This is a genomic window from Pseudomonas khorasanensis (assembly GCF_014268505.2).
Taxonomy (GTDB): domain Bacteria; phylum Pseudomonadota; class Gammaproteobacteria; order Pseudomonadales; family Pseudomonadaceae; genus Aquipseudomonas; species Aquipseudomonas khorasanensis.
On the sequence record NZ_JABWQP020000003.1, the window covers coordinates 252,678 to 271,695 of the forward strand.

At 60.8% G+C, this 19,018-nt stretch carries 16 protein-coding genes; 8 read left to right on the plus strand and 8 right to left on the minus strand.

Annotation, left to right across the window (positions count from 1 at the left end; genetic code table 11):
- Positions 1 to 3: 3 nt before the first annotated feature.
- From HU727_RS10515 to HU727_RS10525, 3 genes are all read right to left on the minus strand, one after another.
- On the minus strand, positions 4 to 2,037 hold the full coding sequence (locus HU727_RS10515) for an ABC transporter permease subunit (RefSeq protein ID WP_186531496.1): 2,034 nt from the start codon (positions 2,035 to 2,037) through the stop codon (positions 4 to 6).
- A 473-nt stretch (positions 2,038 to 2,510) separates the two neighbouring features.
- The gene (locus HU727_RS10520; RefSeq protein WP_042561820.1) at positions 2,511 to 3,509 is read right to left on the minus strand and encodes a phosphate ABC transporter substrate-binding protein PstS; all 999 of its coding nucleotides are present in this window, start codon (positions 3,507 to 3,509) and stop codon (positions 2,511 to 2,513) included.
- A 234-nt stretch (positions 3,510 to 3,743) separates the two neighbouring features.
- On the minus strand, positions 3,744 to 5,042 hold the full coding sequence (locus HU727_RS10525) for an MFS transporter (protein WP_186531120.1): 1,299 nt from the start codon (positions 5,040 to 5,042) through the stop codon (positions 3,744 to 3,746).
- Between the two features lie 376 nt (positions 5,043 to 5,418).
- Between HU727_RS10525 and HU727_RS10530 the strand changes: the two genes are divergently transcribed.
- Together HU727_RS10530 and HU727_RS10535 are read left to right on the plus strand one after the other, a co-directional pair.
- Entirely contained in the window at positions 5,419 to 5,823 is a 405-nt protein-coding gene (locus HU727_RS10530; protein ID WP_003229628.1) for an acyl-CoA thioesterase, read from the plus strand.
- A gap of 55 nt (positions 5,824 to 5,878) precedes the next feature.
- Entirely contained in the window at positions 5,879 to 6,778 is a 900-nt protein-coding gene (locus HU727_RS10535) for a D-hexose-6-phosphate mutarotase (RefSeq protein WP_186531122.1), read from the plus strand.
- Positions 6,779 to 6,899: 121 nt separating this feature from the next.
- Here the strand turns inward: HU727_RS10535 and HU727_RS10540 are convergent, their stop codons facing one another.
- From HU727_RS10540 to HU727_RS10560, 5 genes are all read right to left on the minus strand, one after another.
- Positions 6,900 to 7,436, minus strand: a complete 537-nt coding sequence (locus HU727_RS10540) for a DUF3299 domain-containing protein (protein WP_186531124.1) — start codon at positions 7,434 to 7,436, stop codon at positions 6,900 to 6,902.
- Positions 7,437 to 7,525: 89 nt separating this feature from the next.
- Positions 7,526 to 7,771: a GlsB/YeaQ/YmgE family stress response membrane protein gene (locus HU727_RS10545; protein WP_186531125.1), complete on the minus strand. Its 246-nt coding sequence runs from the start codon at positions 7,769 to 7,771 to the stop codon at positions 7,526 to 7,528.
- Between the two features lie 106 nt (positions 7,772 to 7,877).
- The gene (locus tag HU727_RS10550; protein ID WP_186531127.1) at positions 7,878 to 8,960 is read right to left on the minus strand and encodes a 5-(carboxyamino)imidazole ribonucleotide synthase; all 1,083 of its coding nucleotides are present in this window, start codon (positions 8,958 to 8,960) and stop codon (positions 7,878 to 7,880) included.
- A 10-nt stretch (positions 8,961 to 8,970) separates the two neighbouring features.
- Positions 8,971 to 9,462, minus strand: coding sequence for a 5-(carboxyamino)imidazole ribonucleotide mutase (gene purE, locus HU727_RS10555; RefSeq protein ID WP_007954291.1), 492 nt, complete (start codon positions 9,460 to 9,462; stop codon positions 8,971 to 8,973).
- Between the two features lie 333 nt (positions 9,463 to 9,795).
- Entirely contained in the window at positions 9,796 to 10,704 is a 909-nt protein-coding gene (locus tag HU727_RS10560) for a LysR substrate-binding domain-containing protein (RefSeq protein ID WP_186531130.1), read from the minus strand.
- A gap of 180 nt (positions 10,705 to 10,884) precedes the next feature.
- On the opposite strand from HU727_RS10560, the gene aspA reads away from it, so the two are divergent.
- The 6 genes from aspA to HU727_RS10590 all read left to right on the plus strand — a co-directional run bounded on the left by aspA (position 10,885) and on the right by HU727_RS10590 (position 18,994).
- Positions 10,885 to 12,309 (plus strand): aspartate ammonia-lyase, encoded by a 1,425-nt coding sequence (gene aspA, locus HU727_RS10565; RefSeq protein ID WP_016772472.1) that lies wholly within the window; start codon positions 10,885 to 10,887, stop codon positions 12,307 to 12,309.
- Positions 12,310 to 12,807: 498 nt separating this feature from the next.
- A complete protein-coding gene (locus HU727_RS10570) occupies positions 12,808 to 14,259 on the plus strand; it encodes an alanine/glycine:cation symporter family protein (RefSeq protein WP_186531132.1) in 1,452 nt (483 codons plus the stop codon).
- A 168-nt stretch (positions 14,260 to 14,427) separates the two neighbouring features.
- Positions 14,428 to 15,432 carry an asparaginase gene (locus HU727_RS10575; RefSeq protein WP_186531134.1) on the plus strand — a complete coding sequence of 335 codons (1,005 nt, stop codon included), beginning with the start codon at positions 14,428 to 14,430 and terminating at the stop codon, positions 15,430 to 15,432.
- A 245-nt stretch (positions 15,433 to 15,677) separates the two neighbouring features.
- Positions 15,678 to 16,673 (plus strand): AraC family transcriptional regulator, encoded by a 996-nt coding sequence (locus HU727_RS10580; protein ID WP_186531136.1) that lies wholly within the window; start codon positions 15,678 to 15,680, stop codon positions 16,671 to 16,673.
- 204 nt (positions 16,674 to 16,877) lie between these two features.
- Complete coding sequence (locus HU727_RS10585) at positions 16,878 to 17,903, plus strand: histone deacetylase family protein (RefSeq protein ID WP_186531138.1); 1,026 nt, start codon at positions 16,878 to 16,880, stop codon at positions 17,901 to 17,903.
- The gene (locus HU727_RS10590; RefSeq protein WP_186531140.1) at positions 17,900 to 18,994 is read left to right on the plus strand and encodes a polyamine ABC transporter substrate-binding protein; all 1,095 of its coding nucleotides are present in this window, start codon (positions 17,900 to 17,902) and stop codon (positions 18,992 to 18,994) included. Before HU727_RS10585 ends, HU727_RS10590 begins: the two co-directional genes overlap by 4 nt.
- Positions 18,995 to 19,018 lie beyond the last annotated feature (24 nt).

Consider the following 19,018-nt stretch of genomic DNA (forward strand, 5'->3'; position numbering starts at 1 on the left):
TGCTTAAAGCGACGAGTATTTCTTGCGCAGACGCTGACGAATCAGTTCTGCCAGGGTGTTCATGACGAAGGTGAACAACAGCAGCACCAGCGCCGAGAGGAACAGCACGCGGTAGTGGCTGCCGCCGACTTCCGACTCGGGCATTTCCACCGCGACGTTGGCGGCCAGGGTGCGCAGACCTTCGAACAGGTTCATTTCCATGACCGGCGTGTTGCCGGTGGCCATCAGCACGATCATGGTTTCGCCAACCGCACGGCCCATGCCGATCATCAGCGCCGAGAAAATACCCGGGCTGGCGGTCAGGATGACCACACGGGTCATGGTCTGCCATGGCGTAGCGCCGAGGGCCAGGGAACCGAGGGTCAGACCGCGCGGCACGCTGAACACGGCGTCTTCGGCGATCGAGTAGATGTTCGGAATCACCGCAAAACCCATGGCCAGGCCGACTACCAGGGCGTTGCGCTGGTCGTAGGTGATGCCCAGGTCGTGGGAGATCCACATGCGCATGTCACCGCCGAAGAACCAGTTCTCCATGTACGGGCTCATGTACAACGACAGCCAGCCCACAAACAGAATCACTGGAATCAGCAGCGCGCTTTCCCAGCCGTCCGGGACTCTGAGGCGGATCGACTCAGGCAGGCGGCTGAAACCGAATCCGGCCACCAGAATGCCGATCGGCAGGAGCATCAGCAGACTGAAGATGCCCGGCAAGTGACCTTCCACATACGGGGCGAGGAACAGACCGGCGAAGAAACCGAGGATCACCGTCGGCATCGCTTCCATCAGCTCGATCACCGGTTTGACCTTGCGGCGCATGCCGGGGGCCATGAAGTACGCGGTGTAGATCGCCGCAGCAACGGCCAGCGGAGCCGCCAGCAGCATCGCGTAGAACGCGGCTTTCAGGGTGCCGAAGGTCAGTGGCGAGAGGCTCAGCTTAGGTTCGAAATCGGTGTTGGCGGCGGTCGATTGCCAGACGTATTTCGGCTCGTCGTAGTTCTCGTACCAGACCTTGCTCCACAACGCGCTCCAGGAAACTTCCGGGTGCGGGTTATCGAGCAGCAGCGGTTGCAGCTTGCCATTGGCCTCGACGATCACACGGTTGGCACGTGGCGACAGACCGAACAGGCCCTGACCTTCGACAACCTGATCGACGAGCAGCGTGCGGTGCGCGGTGCTGTGGAATACGCCGAGCTTGCCGTCGGCATCCAGCGCGAGGAAGCCCTTGCGGCGCTCTTCGGCAGATATTTCGACGATTGGCGATTTGCCCATCTGGAATGTGCGGATCTGCTTCAGACGCAACTCGCCATCGGTGTCGCGGGCCATGAACCATTGGGCCAGGCCACCCTTCGAGTCGCCGACGATCAGCGAGATACCACCGACCAATTGCGTGGCGGCAGTGACTTCGGCGTCAGCGTTCTCCAGCAGTTTGTAGCGACCGTTGAGGCTCTTGTCGCGCAGGCTGAACACATCGGCCTGTGCACGGCCGTTGACCACGTACAACCATTGCTGGCGCGGGTCGACGAAGATGTTTTTCACCGGCTCGGTCATCTGCGGCAGATCGATACGCTTCTGCTCGTTGGTGACTTCGCCCGTCATCAGGTTTTCTTCGCTGGTGAGCGACAGCACGTTGAGTTGCGAACCGGTGGAGCCGACCAGCATCAGCGTCGTATCGGTAGCGTTGAGGCTGACATGCTCCAGCGCCCCGCCGCTTTCGTTGAGCGCGATCGGCGCCTCGCCGTACGGGAATTCAATCGCCGGGCTGATGGTTTTCTTGCCATCCGGGTAGGTGACTTTGTAGGTGTGACGGAACACCAGTGCCTGACCGTTGGACAGGCCCACCGCCACCAGCGGATGACCGGGCTGGTCTTCACCAATGGAGGTCACGGTCGCGCCTGCCGGCAACGGCAGATCGACGCGCTTGAGTTCAGCGCCACTGTCCAGATCGAAAAACAGCGCCTGGCCCTTGTCGGAAACGCGCATGGCCACCTGATTCTGCTCTTCGAGCGAAATCATCAGCGGCTTGCCGGCGTCCTGCATCCAGGCTGGGGTGATGGCATCTTTCGCCGTCAGGTCGGCGCCTTTGAACAGCGGCGCAACCACGTAAGCGAGGAAGAAAAAGATCAGGGTAATGGCTGCCAGCACCGCCAGGCCGCCGACGAGGACGTACCAGCGAGTGAAGCGATCCTTGAGCGCGCGAATGCGGCGCTTGCGTTGCAGCTCAGGCGTATTGAAGTCAATGCGCTTGGGAGGATTAGTAGTCATTGGGGAATTGGCCAGATCATTCATGCGCACACCCTAGCGATCCTGTATGACAGAAAGATGACAATGCAGTGACGCAGCAAATCCGCCACCAGGAGGGCCTGGCAGCGGAGTCGAAAATTTGGTGAATGTGGGAGCGAGCCTGCTCGCGAAAACGCTGGGTCAGTCACATTGATATTGAATGTGACGCCCTCTTCGCGAGCAGGCTCGCTCCCACCATGAACCGCAGATTACCTGCGATTCAGTCTTTGTTACTTCTTGGCGACAGCGCCGCCTTCTTGCAGACCCAGGTCAGCCAGTGCTTTTGCAGCGACCTTGGCTGGCAGCGGGATGTAGCCGTCTTTCACTACAACTTCCTGGCCCTGTTTGGACAGGATCAGCTTCACGAACTCGGCTTCCAGCGGGGCCAGAGGCTTGTTCGGCGCCTTGTTGACGTACACGTAGAGGAAGCGCGACAGCGGGTACTTGCCGTTCAGGGCGTTTTCTTCGGTGTCTTCGATGAAATCGGTGCTGCCTTTCTTGGCCAGCGCTACGGTTTTCACGCTAGCGGTCTTGTAGCCGATGCCCGAGTAGCCAACGCCGTTCAGCGAGGAGCTGATCGACTGCACGACCGAAGCCGAACCGGGTTGTTCGTTGACGTTTGGCTTGAAGTCGCCTTTGCACAGGGCTTCTTCTTTGAAGTAGCCGTAAGTGCCCGATACCGAGTTACGACCGAACAGCTGAACCGGCTTGTTCGCCAGGTCGCCGGTCACACCCAAGTCGCCCCAGGTCTTCACGTCGGTTTTGGCGCCGCACAGGCGAGTGGACGAGAAGATCGCGTCGACTTGCTCCATGGTCAGACCCTTGATCGGGTTGTCCTTGTGCACGAACACTGCCAGGGCATCCACGGCAACCGGGATAGCGGTTGGCTTGTAGCCATATTTGGTTTCGAAGGCCTGCAGCTCGTTGTCCTTCATCTTGCGGCTCATCGGGCCCAGGTTAGCGGTGCCTTCAGTCAGCGCAGGTGGCGCGGTCGAAGAACCGGCGGCCTGAATCTGGATGTTTACGTTCGGGTATTCTTTCTTGTAGTTCTCAGCCCAGAGGGTCATGAGGTTGGCCAGGGTATCGGAGCCGACGCTGGACAGGTTGCCCGACACACCAGTGGTCTTGGTGTAGCTCGGGATAGCAGGGTCAACAGCGGCAACCGCGTTGGCAGTCGCAACGCCAGCAGCGACAAAAGTCATTGCCGCCATCAAACGCTTCAGTTTCATGCCTTACTCCTAGCAGATAGGGTGTGTTAAGTCGGGGCCAAGTATCAGCAGGCCGTGTGAACACTCTATGGCTGAAATATGACAATTGGATGAAAGGCCAGTATTCGCTTTTTTACTGATGATTCGTGGTACCCCCATTCGCGAGCAGGCTCGCTCCCACAGTTGAAATGCATTCCAAAAGTGGGAGCGAGCCTGCTCGCGAAGAGGCCGGCATTGCAGGAGGAGATCTTCGGATCAGCGCCCCTTCTTCCACAGCCACGCGCCAACCAGAATCCCGACGCCGCAGAGCACTGCCACGTAGTAGGCCGGGCCCATGGCGCTTTCCTTGAGCAACAGACTGACCACCATCGGCGTCAACCCACCGAAAATCGCGTAAGCCACGTTGTAGGAAAACGACAAACCACTGAAGCGCACCACTGGCGGGAACGCCTTGACCATCACGTACGGCACCGCGCCGATGGTGCCGACCAGCAGACCGGTCAGCGCGTACAGCGGGAACAGCCAGTCCGGATGGGCGGCAAGGCTGTGATAGAACGTCCAGGAGCTGATCAACAGGCCCAGGCAACCGAACACGAAGACCCGGCCGGCACCGAAGCGATCGGCCAGTGCGCCGGCCGCGATGCAGCCGAGACTGAGGAACACGATTGCCAGGCTGTTGGATTGCAGCGCCGTGGTGGGCGAGATGTGATAGACCGTTTGCAACACGGTCGGGGTCATCAGGATGACCACCACGACGCCGGCGGACAACAGCCAGGTCAGCAGCATCGAGATGGCGATCGCGCCGCGATGGTCGCGCAACACCGCGCGCAGCGGCACTTCTTCAGCGAGCGCCTTGCGCTGTTGCAGCTCGGCAAAAACCGGGGTTTCATGCAGCCAGCGGCGCAGATAAACCGAAAACAGACCGAACACGCCGCCGAGCAGGAATGGAATCCGCCAGGCGTAATCCGAAACCTCCGCCGGCGTATAAATGCTGTTGATTGCCGTGGCGACCAGCGAGCCCAGCAGGATCCCGGCGGTCAAACCGCTGGTGAGGGTGCCGCAGGCGTAACCGATGTGCTTTTGCGGCACGTGTTCGGAAACGAATACCCACGCCCCCGGCACTTCACCGCCAATCGCCGCACCCTGGATCACGCGCATCAGCAGCAACAGGATCGGCGCCCAGATGCCAATCTGCGCATAAGTGGGCAACAGACCCATGATCAGCGTCGGCACAGCCATCATGAAAATGCTCAGGGTGAACATTTTCTTGCGCCCCAGCAGATCACCAAAGTGGGCCATGACGATGCCGCCCAGCGGACGGGCCAGATAGCCGGCGGCGAAGATGCCAAAGGTCTGCATCAGGCGCAGCCACTCGGGCATGTCCGCCGGGAAGAACAGCTTGCCGACCACCGTGGCGAAGAAGACAAAGATGATGAAATCGTAAAACTCCAGCGCCCCCCCAAGGGCGGACAGCGACAGAGTCTTGTAGTCATTGCGGGTCAACGGTCGTGCGGGTTGCTCGGGCTGCGCGAGGCTCGAAGGCGCTGTGGTCATGGCAAGGCTTCTCTTATAGTCGAATCTGTCGCCACAACAACGCTGGCGGTGGCTTGGACAGGTTCGGCACCATAGCAAATTGTTCGAAAAAGCACATAGAGGCGCGTAATTGACGGTCAAAATCAGAACCGGGTGGTCGTCGTGGAGTCTATCGACCGATATACTCGCCACCTGCGCAGGTTTTGTAAGAGGTTGCTGTGCGAAAACGTTGTTGGCCCGCCCTTTGCTCGGGATTTAGCCTTTTTCGCAGAGTTTCCCTTTAGGCGCCTGATGGAAAACGTGACGAACGCAGTGTGTTCGGTGTTGAATCGTTTTTCCCGAAGACGGCTACCACCCGCAATACCCACGAAGAGTCACGGGTCAGAGGCCCCCCGGCATGATAGAGCTCGAACAAGAAGATCCGATCCCGCAAGGCGATCTGGCGCTGCAAATCACCGCACTCCCGCGCGAAACCAACGGCTTCGGCGATATTTTCGGCGGCTGGCTGGTGGCGCAGATGGACCTGGCCGGCACCGCAATGGCCAGCCGTGTCGCCGGTGGGCGCGTGGCCACCGTGGCCATCGACCGCATGGCGTTTCTGGTACCGGTGGCGGTCGGCGCGCAGTTGTCCTTTTATACCCAGACCCTGGAAATCGGCCGCAGCTCGATCCAGATGATGGTCGAAGTGTGGAGCGATGACCCACTGTCCAGCGAATGGCGCAAGGTTACCGAAGCCGTTTTCGTCTTCGTCGCCATCGACGGCAGCGGTCGCACCCGCTCGGTTCCGCCGCGCGCACGTTAAACCTCGAGGCCGTTTTACGGTCATAGTCGTCCAAGTCGCTGATCGAGAATTGCCCATGAACACGCCCAACGTTGAAGCCGTGAAACTGGATGAACTGAATTGCTGGCGCATCCGCCACGGTCAGGCCGAAGTGCTGGTGGCCCAGCAGGGCGCGCACATTCTCAGTTATCAGATCGATGGCCAGCCGCCGATCATCTGGCTCAACGACAAGGCCGACTTCAAGACCGGCAAAAGCATTCGCGCCGGCGTGCCGGTGTGCTGGCCGTGGTTCGGCAAGTTCGAACGCAACCCGCACAGCGTTCAGGCGATGTACAGCGGTGAGCAGCCGGCCGCCGCGCACGGCCTGGTGCGGGCGATGGACTGGGAATTGGGCGGGATCGAGTCGCAAAGCAACGGCGTCAAGGTCGAGTTCAAGGTTCCCCGTCCAGAAGGTGGCCTGCCGGGCTGGCCCCATGAAGTCGACCTGACCCTGACCCTGCATCTGTCGGATCGATTGCATTACAGCCTGACCAGCCATAACCGTGGCGCCGAGACCGTCACCCTCAGCCAGGCGCTGCACACTTATTTCGCCGTCAGTGACGTGCGCAATGTGCACGTCGATGGCGTGGCCGGGCTGAACTACATCGAGACGCTGGACGACTGGAACGTTCACAGCCAGCAAGGTGACCTGAAGTTCGAAGGCGAGACCGACCGCATCTACGTCAACGTTCCCGAGCAGCTGAGCATCGTTGACCCAGTCTGGGAGCGACGCATCGTGCTGACTTCGACCGGCTCGCGCACGGCAGTGATCTGGAACCCGTGGGTCGACCGCGCCGCGGCGCTGCCCGACATGGACAACGATGGCTGGCAGCGCATGCTGTGCATCGAGACGGCGAATGTGATGGACGATGTGGTGACGCTGGCGCCGGGTGCGAGCCATACGATGGGTGTCAGCGTCGCTGCTACACCGCTCTAAGCCATACACAACTCCCTGTGGAGCGAGCTTGCTCGCGAATGCGTTGGGTCAGTCGATCCATTCGTTCGCTGACAATCCGCCTTCGCGAGCAAGCTCGCTCCACATTGGTTTTATGCAGCTCTTAGAGATCAGATTCCTGCACCACCCGCACCTTCTCCGCCTCCAGCGCATACGCCGCGTCGGCCAGATCATTGCTGACCTTTTCGACTTTCAGCGTGCCGGTTACCCACAGCGGCGTGTAGATATCGTCCAGCTTCAAACCTTTGGGATAACGCACCAGCACCAGTTGATTCGGCGGCGGCGGGGGCACATGGATGCAGGCGCCGGGATACGGCACGAGGAAGAACAGCGTGCTGCGGCCCTTGGCATCGGATTCCAGCGGCACCGGGTAGCCACCGATGCGGATGTGCCGGTCGTTCATCGACGCCACGGTTTTGGTCGAATACATCACCGCCGGCAGACCTTTGGCCTGCTTCATCCCGCCCTTCTCGGTGAAGGTGCCGTTGGCTTCGGGGGTGTCGTGATCGATTTCGGGCATGGCCTCGAGGGCCTTTTGATCCGACTTGGGCATCAGTTCGAGCCAGTCGGTTTCCGGCAGTTCGCCGGCGTGGGCCAAGCCACTGCCCAGAATAAGGAGAGTCAACAGAAGACGGCGCATGAAGGTGCTCGGTAGAGGTGGGAACGTTGAATCGCCGAGCATTCTAGCCCTCCCCGCCGGTTTGGCAGAGAGGACTTTGTCGCTTTGGATCACTTCCTTTTGATCAGGCCGTAGATCACCAGCAGCACGATCGCGCCAACCAGTGCGCCGATGAAACCGGCACCTTCGCCCGCGCGGTAAATTCCCAGAGCCTGGCCGCCGTAAGTGGCCGCCAGCGAACCGCCGATACCGAGCAGGATGGTCATGATCCAGCCCATGCTGTCATCGCCAGGCTTCAGAAACCGAGCCAGCAGGCCGACGATCAAGCCGATAAAGATGGTTCCGATAATTCCCATGACATTTCCCTCTGATTTGGTAGATATAGCCTAGTCAGACTTTGGCATCCTGCCATGAGAGAACGGCGGCACCTGAATGGTTCCGCCGTTGCCACATGAAACTGTTTTACTCGGCGATCAGCGCCTGGACCTTGATGATCTGTGCCTGCAGCGTGGCCATGTCGGCGCAACGCAGGTTGGCGTGACCAACCTTGCGCCCGGCCTTGAAGGCTTTGCCGTAGTGATGCAGATGGCAGTCTTCGATGGCGATGACCTTTTCAACCGGCGGTACAACGCCGATGAAATTGAGCATCGCGCTTTCGCCGACCTTGGCCGTCGAACCCAGCGGCAGGCCGGCGACGGCACGCAGGTGGTTTTCGAACTGGCTGCACTCGGCGCCTTCGGTGGTCCAGTGCCCGGAATTGTGCACGCGCGGGGCGATTTCGTTGGCCTTGAGGCCACCGTCGACTTCAAAGAACTCGAACGCCATTACGCCGACGTAATCCAGCTGCCTGAGCACGCGGCTGGAATAGTCTTCGGCCAATGCCTGCAACGGGTGATCGGTACTGGCGACCGACAGCTTGAGGATCCCGCTGTCATGGGTGTTGTGCACCAGCGGATAGAACTTCGTTTCACCATCACGGGCGCGCACGGCAATCAACGAGACTTCACCGGTGAACGGCACGAAGCCTTCCAGCAGGCAGGCGACGCTGCCCAGTTCGGCGAACGTGCCCGCGACGTCTTCCGGCTTGCGCAGGACTTTCTGACCCTTGCCGTCGTAACCCAGCGTGCGGGTTTTCAACACCGCCGGCAGGCCGATGGAGGCAACGGCCGCGTCCAGATCGGCTTGCGATTGAATATCGGCGAAGGCTGGGGTCGGAATGCCCAAATCCTTGAACATGCTCTTTTCGAACCAGCGGTCACGAGCGATGCGCAGCGCTTCGGCGCTCGGGTACACCGGTACGAATTGGGACAGGAACGCCACGGTTTCCGCCGGAACGCTTTCAAATTCGAAGGTCACCAGATCCACTTCATCGGCCAGTTGGCGCAGATGATCCTGATCGCCGTAATCGGCCCGCAGGTGTTCGCCCAGCGCGGCAGCACAGGCGTCCGGCGCAGGGTCGAGAAAAGCGAAGTTCATGCCCAGCGGGGTGCCCGCCAGGGCCAACATGCGACCCAACTGGCCGCCACCGATTACACCGATCTTCATCTCAACAACCTCAGGCAATACGTGGGTCTGGATTGTCCAGGACGCTGTCTGTCTGCTCGGCACGGAAGGTCTTCAGTACCGCGTGGAATTGTGGATGCTTGGCGCCGAGGATGCTCGCCGAGAGCAGGGCTGCGTTGATCGCGCCGGCCTTGCCGATGGCCAGGGTGGCGACCGGGATGCCAGCTGGCATCTGCACAATCGACAGCAGCGAATCGACGCCCGAGAGCATGGCCGACTGCACGGGTACGCCCAGCACCGGCAGGTGGGTCTTGGCCGCACACATGCCTGGCAAGTGGGCTGCACCGCCGGCACCGGCGATAATCACCTCGATGCCGCGGCCTTCAGCCTCTTCGGCGTACTGGAACAGCAGATCCGGGGTGCGGTGGGCGGAAACCACCTTGACCTCGTACGGGATGCCGAGCTTTTCCAGCATATCGGCGGTGTGGCTAAGGGTGGACCAATCGGACTTGGAGCCCATGATCACGCCAACCAGTGCACTCATCGTCGCGCCTCTTCTCTCTGGAGCGCCCGCGGGCGCGTCATAAAACAACAAGCCACGCAGGTTGCGTGGCTTGATTGTGCGAAAAATGGCCGGACGTGCCGGCCGAAGGCCGCGCAGTATACCGCAAAGAAAGCAATAAACAGCCCCCGAAACGACCATCTGTCAAATGCCGCAAAAGCCCGGTTTTATTGACCTGAAGGTCAGCGAAGAACACCACAATTCCCTCTGTGGGAGCGAGCCTGCTCGCGAAGAGGGCGTGTCAGACAAATGAATGGCATCTGATACACCGCTTTCGCGAGCAGGCTCGCTCCCACACTTTGATTTTCAGCAGCTTCAAGTACTTTGTGCCGCACCGCCCTCAAGCTTGCGCCACAGCAATCGCACATTGGCCTTGCGCACCAACGCGCAGCGGTACAGGCGAATCTCCAGCGGCACATGCCATTGCGGGCCGCCGCACACCACCAGTTCGCCGCGCGCGAGTTCGGCGCGCACGCTCAGCTGCGGCACCCAGGCAATGCCCAGGCCTTCCAGCGCCATGCTTTTCAGACTGTCGGCCATGGCGGTTTCGTAGATCGTCGTGAAACGCAGCTGACGCTGGCGCAGCAGGCCATTGACCGATCGACCGAGAAACGCCCCGGCGCTGTAGGCCAGCAGCGGCACGCTCGCCTCACCTTCCAGGTCGAACAGCGGCTTGCCGTCGGCATCGGCGGCGCACACCGGCAGCATTTCAGTCTGACCCAGGTGCAGCGACGGGAAGATTTCCGGGTCCATCTGCATGGCCGAGTCCGGGTCATAGAACGCAAGCATCAAATCGCAGCCACCTTCACGCAACGCGTGCACGGCGTCGCCGACGTTGGTGGCGACCAGACGCGTGGCGATGTTCAGCCCCTCGTTGCGCAACTGGGCGATCCAGCGCGGGAAAAAGCCCAGCGCCAGCGAGTGAGCCGCCGCCACCTGCATCACCTCACCCTGCCCGCCTTCCAGATGATGAAGATGGCGCAACACTTCACCCAGCTGTTCAACCACGGTGCGCGCCGTCACCAGAAACAACTGCCCCGCCGCCGTCAGTTCAACCGGCGTGCGCGACCGATTGACCAGGGTCAGCCCCAGCGCCGCTTCCAGGCTGCGGATCCGCCGGCTGAACGCCGGCTGGGTCACGAAGCGCCGTTCGGCCGCCTGCGAGAAGCTGCGGGTGGCGGCCAGGGCACTGAAGTCCTCGAGCCATTTGCTTTCCAGATTCATCACGTCCTCCCGGACACGCACCAAAACAGGTCACACGTCTGCCGTACAAGCGGCGTCACATGGGCATTATGCCGAATGTGCATAGGGCAGTGCTTAACAGCATTGGCCCAAAAATCCCCACAAGCCTAGCATTCGCAGCGTTCCGGCACAGACCGGGTCCTTATCGAGATGATTTCTATCATGTCCTCCGCTGCATCTTTCCGCACAGAAACCGACCTGCTTGGCGCCCTCGAAGTACCGGCCCATGCGTATTACGGCATCCAGACCCTGCGAGCGGTGAACAACTTCCGCCTCTCGGGCGTTCCGATTTCGCATTACCCGAAACTGGTTGTGGGCCTGGCGATGGTCAAACAGGCCGCCGCTGACGCCAACCGCGAGCTGGGTCACCTGAGCGAAGCCAAGCACGCTGCCATCAGCGAAGCCTGTGCACGATTGATCCGCGGCGATTACCACGAAGAGTTCGTGGTCGACATGATTCAAGGTGGCGCCGGCACGTCCACCAACATGAACGCCAACGAAGTGATCGCCAACATTGCCCTCGAAGCAATGGGTCACGAGAAAGGCGAATACCAGTACCTGCACCCGAACGACGACGTGAACATGGCGCAGTCGACCAACGACGCCTACCCGACCGCGATTCGTCTGGGTCTGCTGCTGGGTCACGACGCGCTGCTGGCCAGCCTCGACAGCCTGATTCAGGCGTTCGCCGCCAAGGGCAAAGAATTCGATCACGTCCTGAAAATGGGCCGTACCCAGCTGCAGGACGCCGTGCCGATGACCCTCGGCCAGGAATTCCGTGCCTTCGCCACCACCATGGGCGAAGACCTGGCCCGTCTGAAGACATTGGCCCCGGAACTGCTGACCGAAGTGAACCTGGGCGGCACCGCGATCGGCACCGGCATCAATGCCGACCCGCGCTATCAAGCACTGGCGGTACAGCGTCTGGCGCTGATCAGCGGCCAACCGCTGGTACCGGCGGCCGACCTGATCGAAGCGACCTCCGACATGGGCGCCTTCGTATTGTTCTCCGGCATGCTCAAGCGCACCGCGGTCAAGCTGTCGAAGATCTGCAACGACCTGCGCCTGCTGTCCAGCGGCCCACGCACCGGCATCAACGAAATCAACCTGCCGGCGCGTCAGCCAGGCAGCTCGATCATGCCCGGCAAGGTCAACCCGGTGATCCCGGAAGCCGTGAATCAGGTCGCGTTCCAGGTCATCGGTAACGATCTGGCGCTGACCATGGCAGCCGAAGGCGGCCAACTGCAACTGAACGTGATGGAGCCGCTGATCGCCTTCAAGATCCTCGACTCGATCCGCCTGCTGCAACGCGCCATGGACATGCTGCGTGAGCATTGCATCGTCGGCATCACCGCCAACGAAGCGCGCTGCCGTGAGCTGGTCGAACACTCGATCGGTCTGGTCACCGCACTGAACCCGTACATCGGCTACAAAAACGCCACCCGCATTGCCCGTATCGCCCTTGAAAGCGGTCGTGGCGTGCTGGAACTGGTGCGTGAAGAAGGCCTGCTCGACGAAGCCATGCTCGCCGACATCCTGCGCCCGGAAAACATGATCGCCCCGCGTCTGGTTCCGCTTAAAGCCTGAGCCCACGCGTTACTTGTAGCACCGCTCACCAGGTCGAGGGACTAGACACCTCTCACCTTTTGAGGGCTTGGGGATTCAGTCCCCAAGCCCTTTTTTTTAACTTATTGAAAGGACAACGTCTTCTGTAGGAGTGAGCCTGCTCGCGATGAACGATGACGCGGTGTGCCAGTTAAACCGCAGCGCCTGCATCGCGAGCAGGCTCACTCCTACAAAAGCCCGGCGCCGGAAACGCCGGGTGTTCCAAAGCTTCGTTTCGTCGCTCGCACCACAACCGTGCAGACGGGCGCCGCACTGATCGGTATAGTGCCGCCCCTCTTCGCGTGAGCGGTCGTCGGTAACGAGGCCATAACCCATGCGAAACCCGAACTAATAACAAACCCGCGAAATGGATCCGGGACGAAACCTTCGCCTCACCAGCACTGCCGCGCGCAGGCCGGTGTAACACGATGTTTCTTCCGTCCAGCATTTGCTCACACAAAAAACAGCGAGGAAAAATCCATGCTTGAAGTCATCAACGACTTCCTCTCAGGGAAAGTACTGATCGTGCTCATTGTCGGGCTCGGTAGCTACTTCACGATTCGCTCGCGTTTCGTTCAATTGCGTCATTTCTTCCACATGTTCGCGGTGTTCCGCGACAGCCTGAAAAGCAGCGCCGGGCAACTCAGTTCTTTCCAGGCCCTGATGCTCAGCCTCGCCGGCCGCGTCGGTGCCGGCAACATCGCCGGTGTCGGCATCGCCGTGACCCTCGGTGGTCCGGGCGCGGTGTTCTGGATGTGGGTGACCGCGCTGGTCGGCATGTCCAGCAGCTTTTTCGAATGCTCCCTCGGTCAGTTGTACAAACGCACTGATTCGGACGGCACCTACCGTGGCGGCCCGTCCTACTACATCCAGCACGGTTTGCAGAAACGCTGGCTGGGTATGGTCATGGCGTTCCTGCTGCTGGTGACCTTCGGTTTCGCCTTCAACGGTCTGCAGGCACACGCTGTGACCCACTCGCTGAACAATGCCTTCGGCCTTGATACCACGTACACCGGCCTCGCGCTGGCGGTGCTGCTGGGTCTGGTGTTCATCGGCGGGATCAAGCGGATCGCCAAGGTCGCCGACCTGCTGGTGCCGGTGAAAACCCTGATTTATATCGGCGTGACCATATATGTGATCGTGCTGCAATTCGATCATGTCCCGGCCATGTTGATGACCATCGTCAAAAGCGCGTTCGGCCTCGACCAGGCCTTCGGCGGTCTGATCGGCAGCGCGATCGTCATGGGCGTGAAGCGTGGCGTGTTTGCCAACGAAGCCGGTCTTGGCAGTGCGCCAAACGTTGCGGCCGTTGCGTCGGTCGAACACCCGGTGGCACAAGGTGTGGTTCAGGCGTTCAGCGTGTTCCTCGACACGTTCGTGATCTGCACCTGCACCGCCCTGCTGATCCTGCTGTCGGGCTTCTACACGCCGGGCTTCGAAGGGGACGGCATTGCCTTGACCCAGAACTCGCTGGCCGCTGTGGTCGGTGACTGGGGCCGGATGTTCATTTCGGTGGCGCTGGCGCTGTTCGTGTTCACCTCGATTCTCTACAACTACTACTTGGGCGAGAGCAACCTGCGCTTCCTGATCGGCGAAAACCGCAAGGCGCTGATCGGCTATCGGGCATTGGTACTGGTGTTGATTTTCTGGGGCGCCATCGAAAACCTCAGCACCGTGTTTGCCTTCGCGGACATCACCATGACCCTGCTGGCATTCGTCAACCTGATCGCCCTGGCCCTGCTGTTCAAAATCGGCATGCGCATCCTGCGTGACTACGACGACCAGCGCGCGGCGGGCATCAAGACGCCGGTGTTCGACTCGAGCAAATTCCCGGATCTGGATCTCGACCGCAAAGCCTGGCCGGCCAACCCGCCTGCCGCAGCCGGCAAGACCGAAGCCGAGCCGCAAGGCGTGCCTGCAGCGCAACGCTGACAGGTGAATGACGGGCGCATCCCCTGCGCCCGTCAGTTATTGTGATGCAATAACTTGCAGGAGCGAGCCTGCTCGCGATAGCGATTTATCATCCAACATCTTTGTTGAGTGAATATCCGTCATCGCGAGCAGGCTCACCTACAAATGTCATCTCCCTGGAGACCTCAGATGATTGCCAATTCCTACCCCGCCGCCCAGCACGTCATGGTGCTCTATACCGGTGGCACCATCGGCATGCAGGCCAGCGCCAACGGTCTGGCCCCGGCATCCGGTTTCGAAGCGCGGATGCGCGACTATTTGCACAGCCAGCCTGAACTCGTCGTGCCGCAGTGGCGCTTTCGGGAAATGTCGCCGCTGATCGACAGCGCGAACATGACCCCGGCCTACTGGCAGCAACTGCGTGAAGCAGTGGTCGATGCCGTGGATGTGCAAGGCTGCGACAGCGTACTCATCCTGCACGGCACCGACACGCTGGCCTACAGCGCGGCGGCGATGAGCTTTCAATTGCTCGGCCTGCACGCTCGCGTGTATTTCACCGGTTCGATGCTGCCGGCAGGCGTGATCGACAGCGATGCCTGGGAAAACCTCAGCGGCGCGCTGGTCGCTCTCGGCCACGGCTTGGCGCCGGGGGTGCACCTGTATTTCCACGGTGAACTGCTGGCCCCGACCCGTTGCGCAAAAGTGCGCAGCTTCGGACGGCATCCGTTCAAACGGCTGGAGCGTCAGGGCGGCGGCGTGAAAGCGTCTTCGATTCCAGCTGCCCTGAATTACAACCAGCCCAAACAGCTGGCAAACGTTGCGGTGCTGCCGCTGTTTCCCGGCATCAGCGCCGGCGTGCTCGATGGCCTGCTCGACAGCGGCGTTCGAGGTCTGGTGCTGGAATGCTACGGCAGCGGCACCGGGCCGAGTGACAACCCGGATTTTCTTGCCAGCCTCGCCCGTGCGCGGGACAACGGCGTGGTGGTGGTTGCGGTCACGCAATGCCATGAGGGAGGGGTGGAACTGGATGTTTACGAGGCCGGCAGCCGCTTGCGTGGTGCGGGTGTGTTGTCCGGTGGCGGGATGACGCGTGAGGCGGCGTTCGGCAAGTTGCAGGGATTGCTGGGCGCCGGGCTTGAAACGGCTGAAGTGCGACGGCTGATCGAGCTGGATTTGTGTGGTGAGTTGATCTGAGCACGGCGCTGGATTGCCCCTCACCCTAACCCTCTCCCAGAGGGAGAGGGAACTGACCGTAGTGTCTTGCGCTATATACCGACCTGATAAACAGTGTCGATTATGGATTCGGCGGCGGTGTCTCACGTCGGTGTATTTATGCAATACCCCCCGTTCGGCCCTCTCTCCCTCTGGGAGAGGGCTGGGGTGAGGGCCTGCGGCATGCAACTTGCTGCGTTCCAGCCACCTCCAGGCTGGAAGATCCCATGCTCCACTCCCACCTCACCACCCTCAACGCCGTCTCGCTGATCCTCAATACCTTCAAGGCCGAAGGCCTGTCGAGCGAGGCGCTGCTGGCTGGCAGCGGCATCGTTGCGGCGGATCTGCAGCGTGCCGATACGCGCATCACCACCCATCAGGAGATGCAGGTCTGCACCAACGCGGTTGCGCTCAAGCGTGACATCGGCCTCGAACTGGGCCGACGCATGCATGTGTCCTGTTACGGCATGCTCGGTTACGCACTGCTGACGTGTGCCACCTTCGGTGACGCTTTGCGTCTGGCGATCCGCTATCCGGCGTTATTGGGGACGTTGTTCGAACTGGGCCTGGAAGAGGACGGCGAGCAGGTCTGGTTCGTTGCCGCCGATTACCGCGAGAGCCCGGCGATGGCGGTGTTCAATGCCGAGTTCTGTCTGGTGTCGCTGAAAGTCATCTGCGATGACCTGCTCGGCCATCCGCTGCCGCTGCGGGCCACGCGTTTTGAACACGCCGCGCCGGACTATCGCGACAGCTATGCCGAGCCCTTCCGCTCGCCACTGCACTTCGCGGCCAAGGACAACGCGTTCGCCTTCGACCGTCACTGGCTCGATCAGCCGTTGCCGCTGGCCGACGCCATCACCCACCAGGCCATGGCCGAACGCTGCCGCAAGCAGAACCTGGAATTCACCGGGCGTCAGGCCTGGCTGGGGCGGATTCGCGAGTTGCTCAGCGCGCAGTTGAATGCCGCGCCGGGACTGGAAGGCCTGGCGCAGCAAATGAAATGCTCGCCGCGCACCTTGCGCCGGCATCTCAAAGACATGGGCAGCAGCTATCAGGAATTGCTTGATGAGCTGCGCTTCGAGCGCGCCAAGCAGATGCTGTGTGAGGATCAATTGCCGATCTACCGGATTGCCGAAACCCTGGGCTTCAGCGAAACCGCGAGTTTTCGTCATGCGTTTGTACGCTGGAGCGGTGTGGCGCCGAGTCAGTTCCGGCCGCATTGATATCCATTCGTGGGAGCTGGCTTGCCAGTCCCAAAAGGGTTTGCATTTCGTGCCCATTTTGAGGACAAGCCTGCTCCAGCAAGGGGCGAATTGCGGTCAGAAGTTTTGGCCACATCGATCCCCTTTTGGCCTTTCCTGACGTTCTCCGATTCGCCTTGTGCCGCAACACTGAGGCGAACCGAATCAGCCCTGCGGAGAACAACAATGCTGACGATCTACTCAGACGATCACCACCTGCACCACGGCCGTTGCGAACTCATCGACGGCCAGCTCAAGCCGTGCTTCGAGATGCCGTCGCGTGCCGACCACGTGCTGCAGCGCGTGCAGAACCAGAATCTCGGCCCCGTCGAAGCACCGAAGGATTTCGGCCTCGAACCGATCGCCCGCATTCACAGCCGCGACTACCTCGACTTTTTCAAAGGCGCCTGGGCACGCTGGACCGACTTCAACACCGACGATGACTTGCTGCCCTACACATGGCCAGCACGCACATTGCGGGCGATCAAACCGACCAGCCTGCATGGCCAGCTCGGTTATTACAGCTTCGATGGCGGCGCGCCGATTACGGCCGGCACCTGGCAAGCGGCCTACAGCGCAGCGCAAGTGGCGTTGACCGCCCAAGCGCAGATTCAGGCGGGCGCGCGCAGTGCCTTCGCGTTGTGCCGGCCACCGGGACATCATGCCGCCAGCGATTTGATGGGTGGTTATTGCTACCTCAATAACGCGGCCATCGCCGCGCAGGCGTTCCTCGATCAGGGCCACCGCAAAGTCGCCATTCTCGATGTCGATTACCACCACGGCAACGGCACCCAGTCGATTTTCTACGACCGCAGCGACGTCCTGTTCACCTCGATTCACGGCCATCCGGAAGCCGAGTTTCCGTTCTTCCTCGGCTATGACGACGAGCGCGGCGAAGGCGCCGGTGAAGGGTTCAATTTCAACTACCCACTGCCGGCCGGTTCCGGCTGGGATGTATGGAGCGCGGCACTGGACCAGGCCTGCGACGAGATCGACCGCTACGGCGCGGACATCATCGTCGTCTCGCTGGGCGTCGACACCTTCAAAGACGACCCGATTTCACAGTTCAAACTCGACAGCCCCGATTACCTGGCGATGGGCAAGCGCATTGCGGCCCTCGGCAAACCGACCCTGTTCGTCATGGAAGGTGGTTACGCCGTCGAAGAAATCGGCATCAACGCGGTGAACGTGCTGGAAGGCTTTGAACGATGAAAAAGCGACTGATCGCGCCGGCGCTTTGCGCGGCGATGCTGAGCGCTGGTGCCCACGCCGAAGAGCGTACGCTGCGCGTCTATAACTGGTTCGACTACATCACGCCCAAGGCACTGGAAGACTTCAAGGCACAGAACACCCAGACCAAATTGATCTACGACATTTTCGACACCAACGAGGCGCTGGAGGCCAAGCTGCTGACCGGCAATTCCGGCTACGACGTGGTGGTGCCATCCAATGTATTCCTCGCCAAACAGATCGAGGCCGGCGTGTTCCAGCCGCTGGATCGCAGCAAGCTGCCGAACTGGAATCACCTCGATCCAAAACTGATGAAGCTGATCGAAGCCAATGATCCGGGGAACAGATTCGCCGTGCCGTATATGTACGGCACCATCCTGATCGGCTTCAACCCGGCCAAGGTCAAGGCCGTCCTGGGCGACAACGCGCCAGTGGACAGCTGGGACCTGATTTTCAAGGAAGAAAACCTCAGCAAGCTCAAGCAGTGCGGCGTCGCCCTGCTCGATTCGCCTTCAGAGATTTTGCCGCTGGCCCTGCAACACCTGGGTCTCGATCCAAACAGCAAAAAGCCGGCGGATTACGCCAAGGCAGAAGCGCTGCTGCTGAAGATCCGTCCCTACGTGACGTACTTCCATTCTTCCAAGTACATGGCCGACATCGCCAACGGCGACATCTGCGTGGCAGTGGGTTATTCCGGCAGCTTTTCGCAAGCGGCCAACCGCGCCAAAGAAGCGAAAAACGGCGTGGTGGTCGACATGCGCTTGCCGAAAGAAGGCGCGCCGATCTGGTTCGACATGCTCGCCATTCCGAAAGGCGCGAAGAACACCGAGGACGCCTACACCTTCATCAACTACCTGCTGCAACCGCAAGTGATCGCCCCGGTCAGCGATTTTGTCGGCTATCCGAACCCGAACAAAGACGCCACTGGCCTCGTTGATCCGACCATTCGCAACAATCCGAACCTGTACCCCACCGACGCAGCAATGAGTACGCTCTATACCCTGCAACCGCTGCCTCGCGATGCCGAGCGTGCGCGAACACGGGCCTGGACCAGGATTAAATCAGGCACCTGAGAACCGCTGCCTCGCACAATGATC

What these genes read in the sequence shown, in the direction of transcription:
- HU727_RS10515 (WP_186531496.1), bottom strand. Translation starts at nt 2,037, where the DNA reads ATGCAGGACGCCGGCAAGCCGCTGATGATTTCGCTCGAAGAGCAGAAT.
- HU727_RS10520 (WP_042561820.1), bottom strand. Translation starts at nt 3,509, where the DNA reads ATGAAACTGAAGCGTTTGATGGCGGCAATGACTTTTGTCGCTGCTGGC.
- HU727_RS10525 (WP_186531120.1), bottom strand. Translation starts at nt 5,042, where the DNA reads ATGACCACAGCGCCTTCGAGCCTCGCGCAGCCCGAGCAACCCGCACGA.
- HU727_RS10530 (WP_003229628.1), top strand. Translation starts at nt 5,419, where the DNA reads ATGATAGAGCTCGAACAAGAAGATCCGATCCCGCAAGGCGATCTGGCG.
- HU727_RS10535 (WP_186531122.1), top strand. Translation starts at nt 5,879, where the DNA reads ATGAACACGCCCAACGTTGAAGCCGTGAAACTGGATGAACTGAATTGC.
- HU727_RS10540 (WP_186531124.1), bottom strand. Translation starts at nt 7,436, where the DNA reads ATGCGCCGTCTTCTGTTGACTCTCCTTATTCTGGGCAGTGGCTTGGCC.
- HU727_RS10545 (WP_186531125.1), bottom strand. Translation starts at nt 7,771, where the DNA reads ATGGGAATTATCGGAACCATCTTTATCGGCTTGATCGTCGGCCTGCTG.
- HU727_RS10550 (WP_186531127.1), bottom strand. Translation starts at nt 8,960, where the DNA reads ATGAAGATCGGTGTAATCGGTGGCGGCCAGTTGGGTCGCATGTTGGCC.
- purE (WP_007954291.1), bottom strand. Translation starts at nt 9,462, where the DNA reads ATGAGTGCACTGGTTGGCGTGATCATGGGCTCCAAGTCCGATTGGTCC.
- HU727_RS10560 (WP_186531130.1), bottom strand. Translation starts at nt 10,704, where the DNA reads ATGAATCTGGAAAGCAAATGGCTCGAGGACTTCAGTGCCCTGGCCGCC.
- aspA (WP_016772472.1), top strand. Translation starts at nt 10,885, where the DNA reads ATGTCCTCCGCTGCATCTTTCCGCACAGAAACCGACCTGCTTGGCGCC.
- HU727_RS10570 (WP_186531132.1), top strand. Translation starts at nt 12,808, where the DNA reads ATGCTTGAAGTCATCAACGACTTCCTCTCAGGGAAAGTACTGATCGTG.
- HU727_RS10575 (WP_186531134.1), top strand. Translation starts at nt 14,428, where the DNA reads ATGATTGCCAATTCCTACCCCGCCGCCCAGCACGTCATGGTGCTCTAT.
- HU727_RS10580 (WP_186531136.1), top strand. Translation starts at nt 15,678, where the DNA reads ATGCTCCACTCCCACCTCACCACCCTCAACGCCGTCTCGCTGATCCTC.
- HU727_RS10585 (WP_186531138.1), top strand. Translation starts at nt 16,878, where the DNA reads ATGCTGACGATCTACTCAGACGATCACCACCTGCACCACGGCCGTTGC.
- HU727_RS10590 (WP_186531140.1), top strand. Translation starts at nt 17,900, where the DNA reads ATGAAAAAGCGACTGATCGCGCCGGCGCTTTGCGCGGCGATGCTGAGC.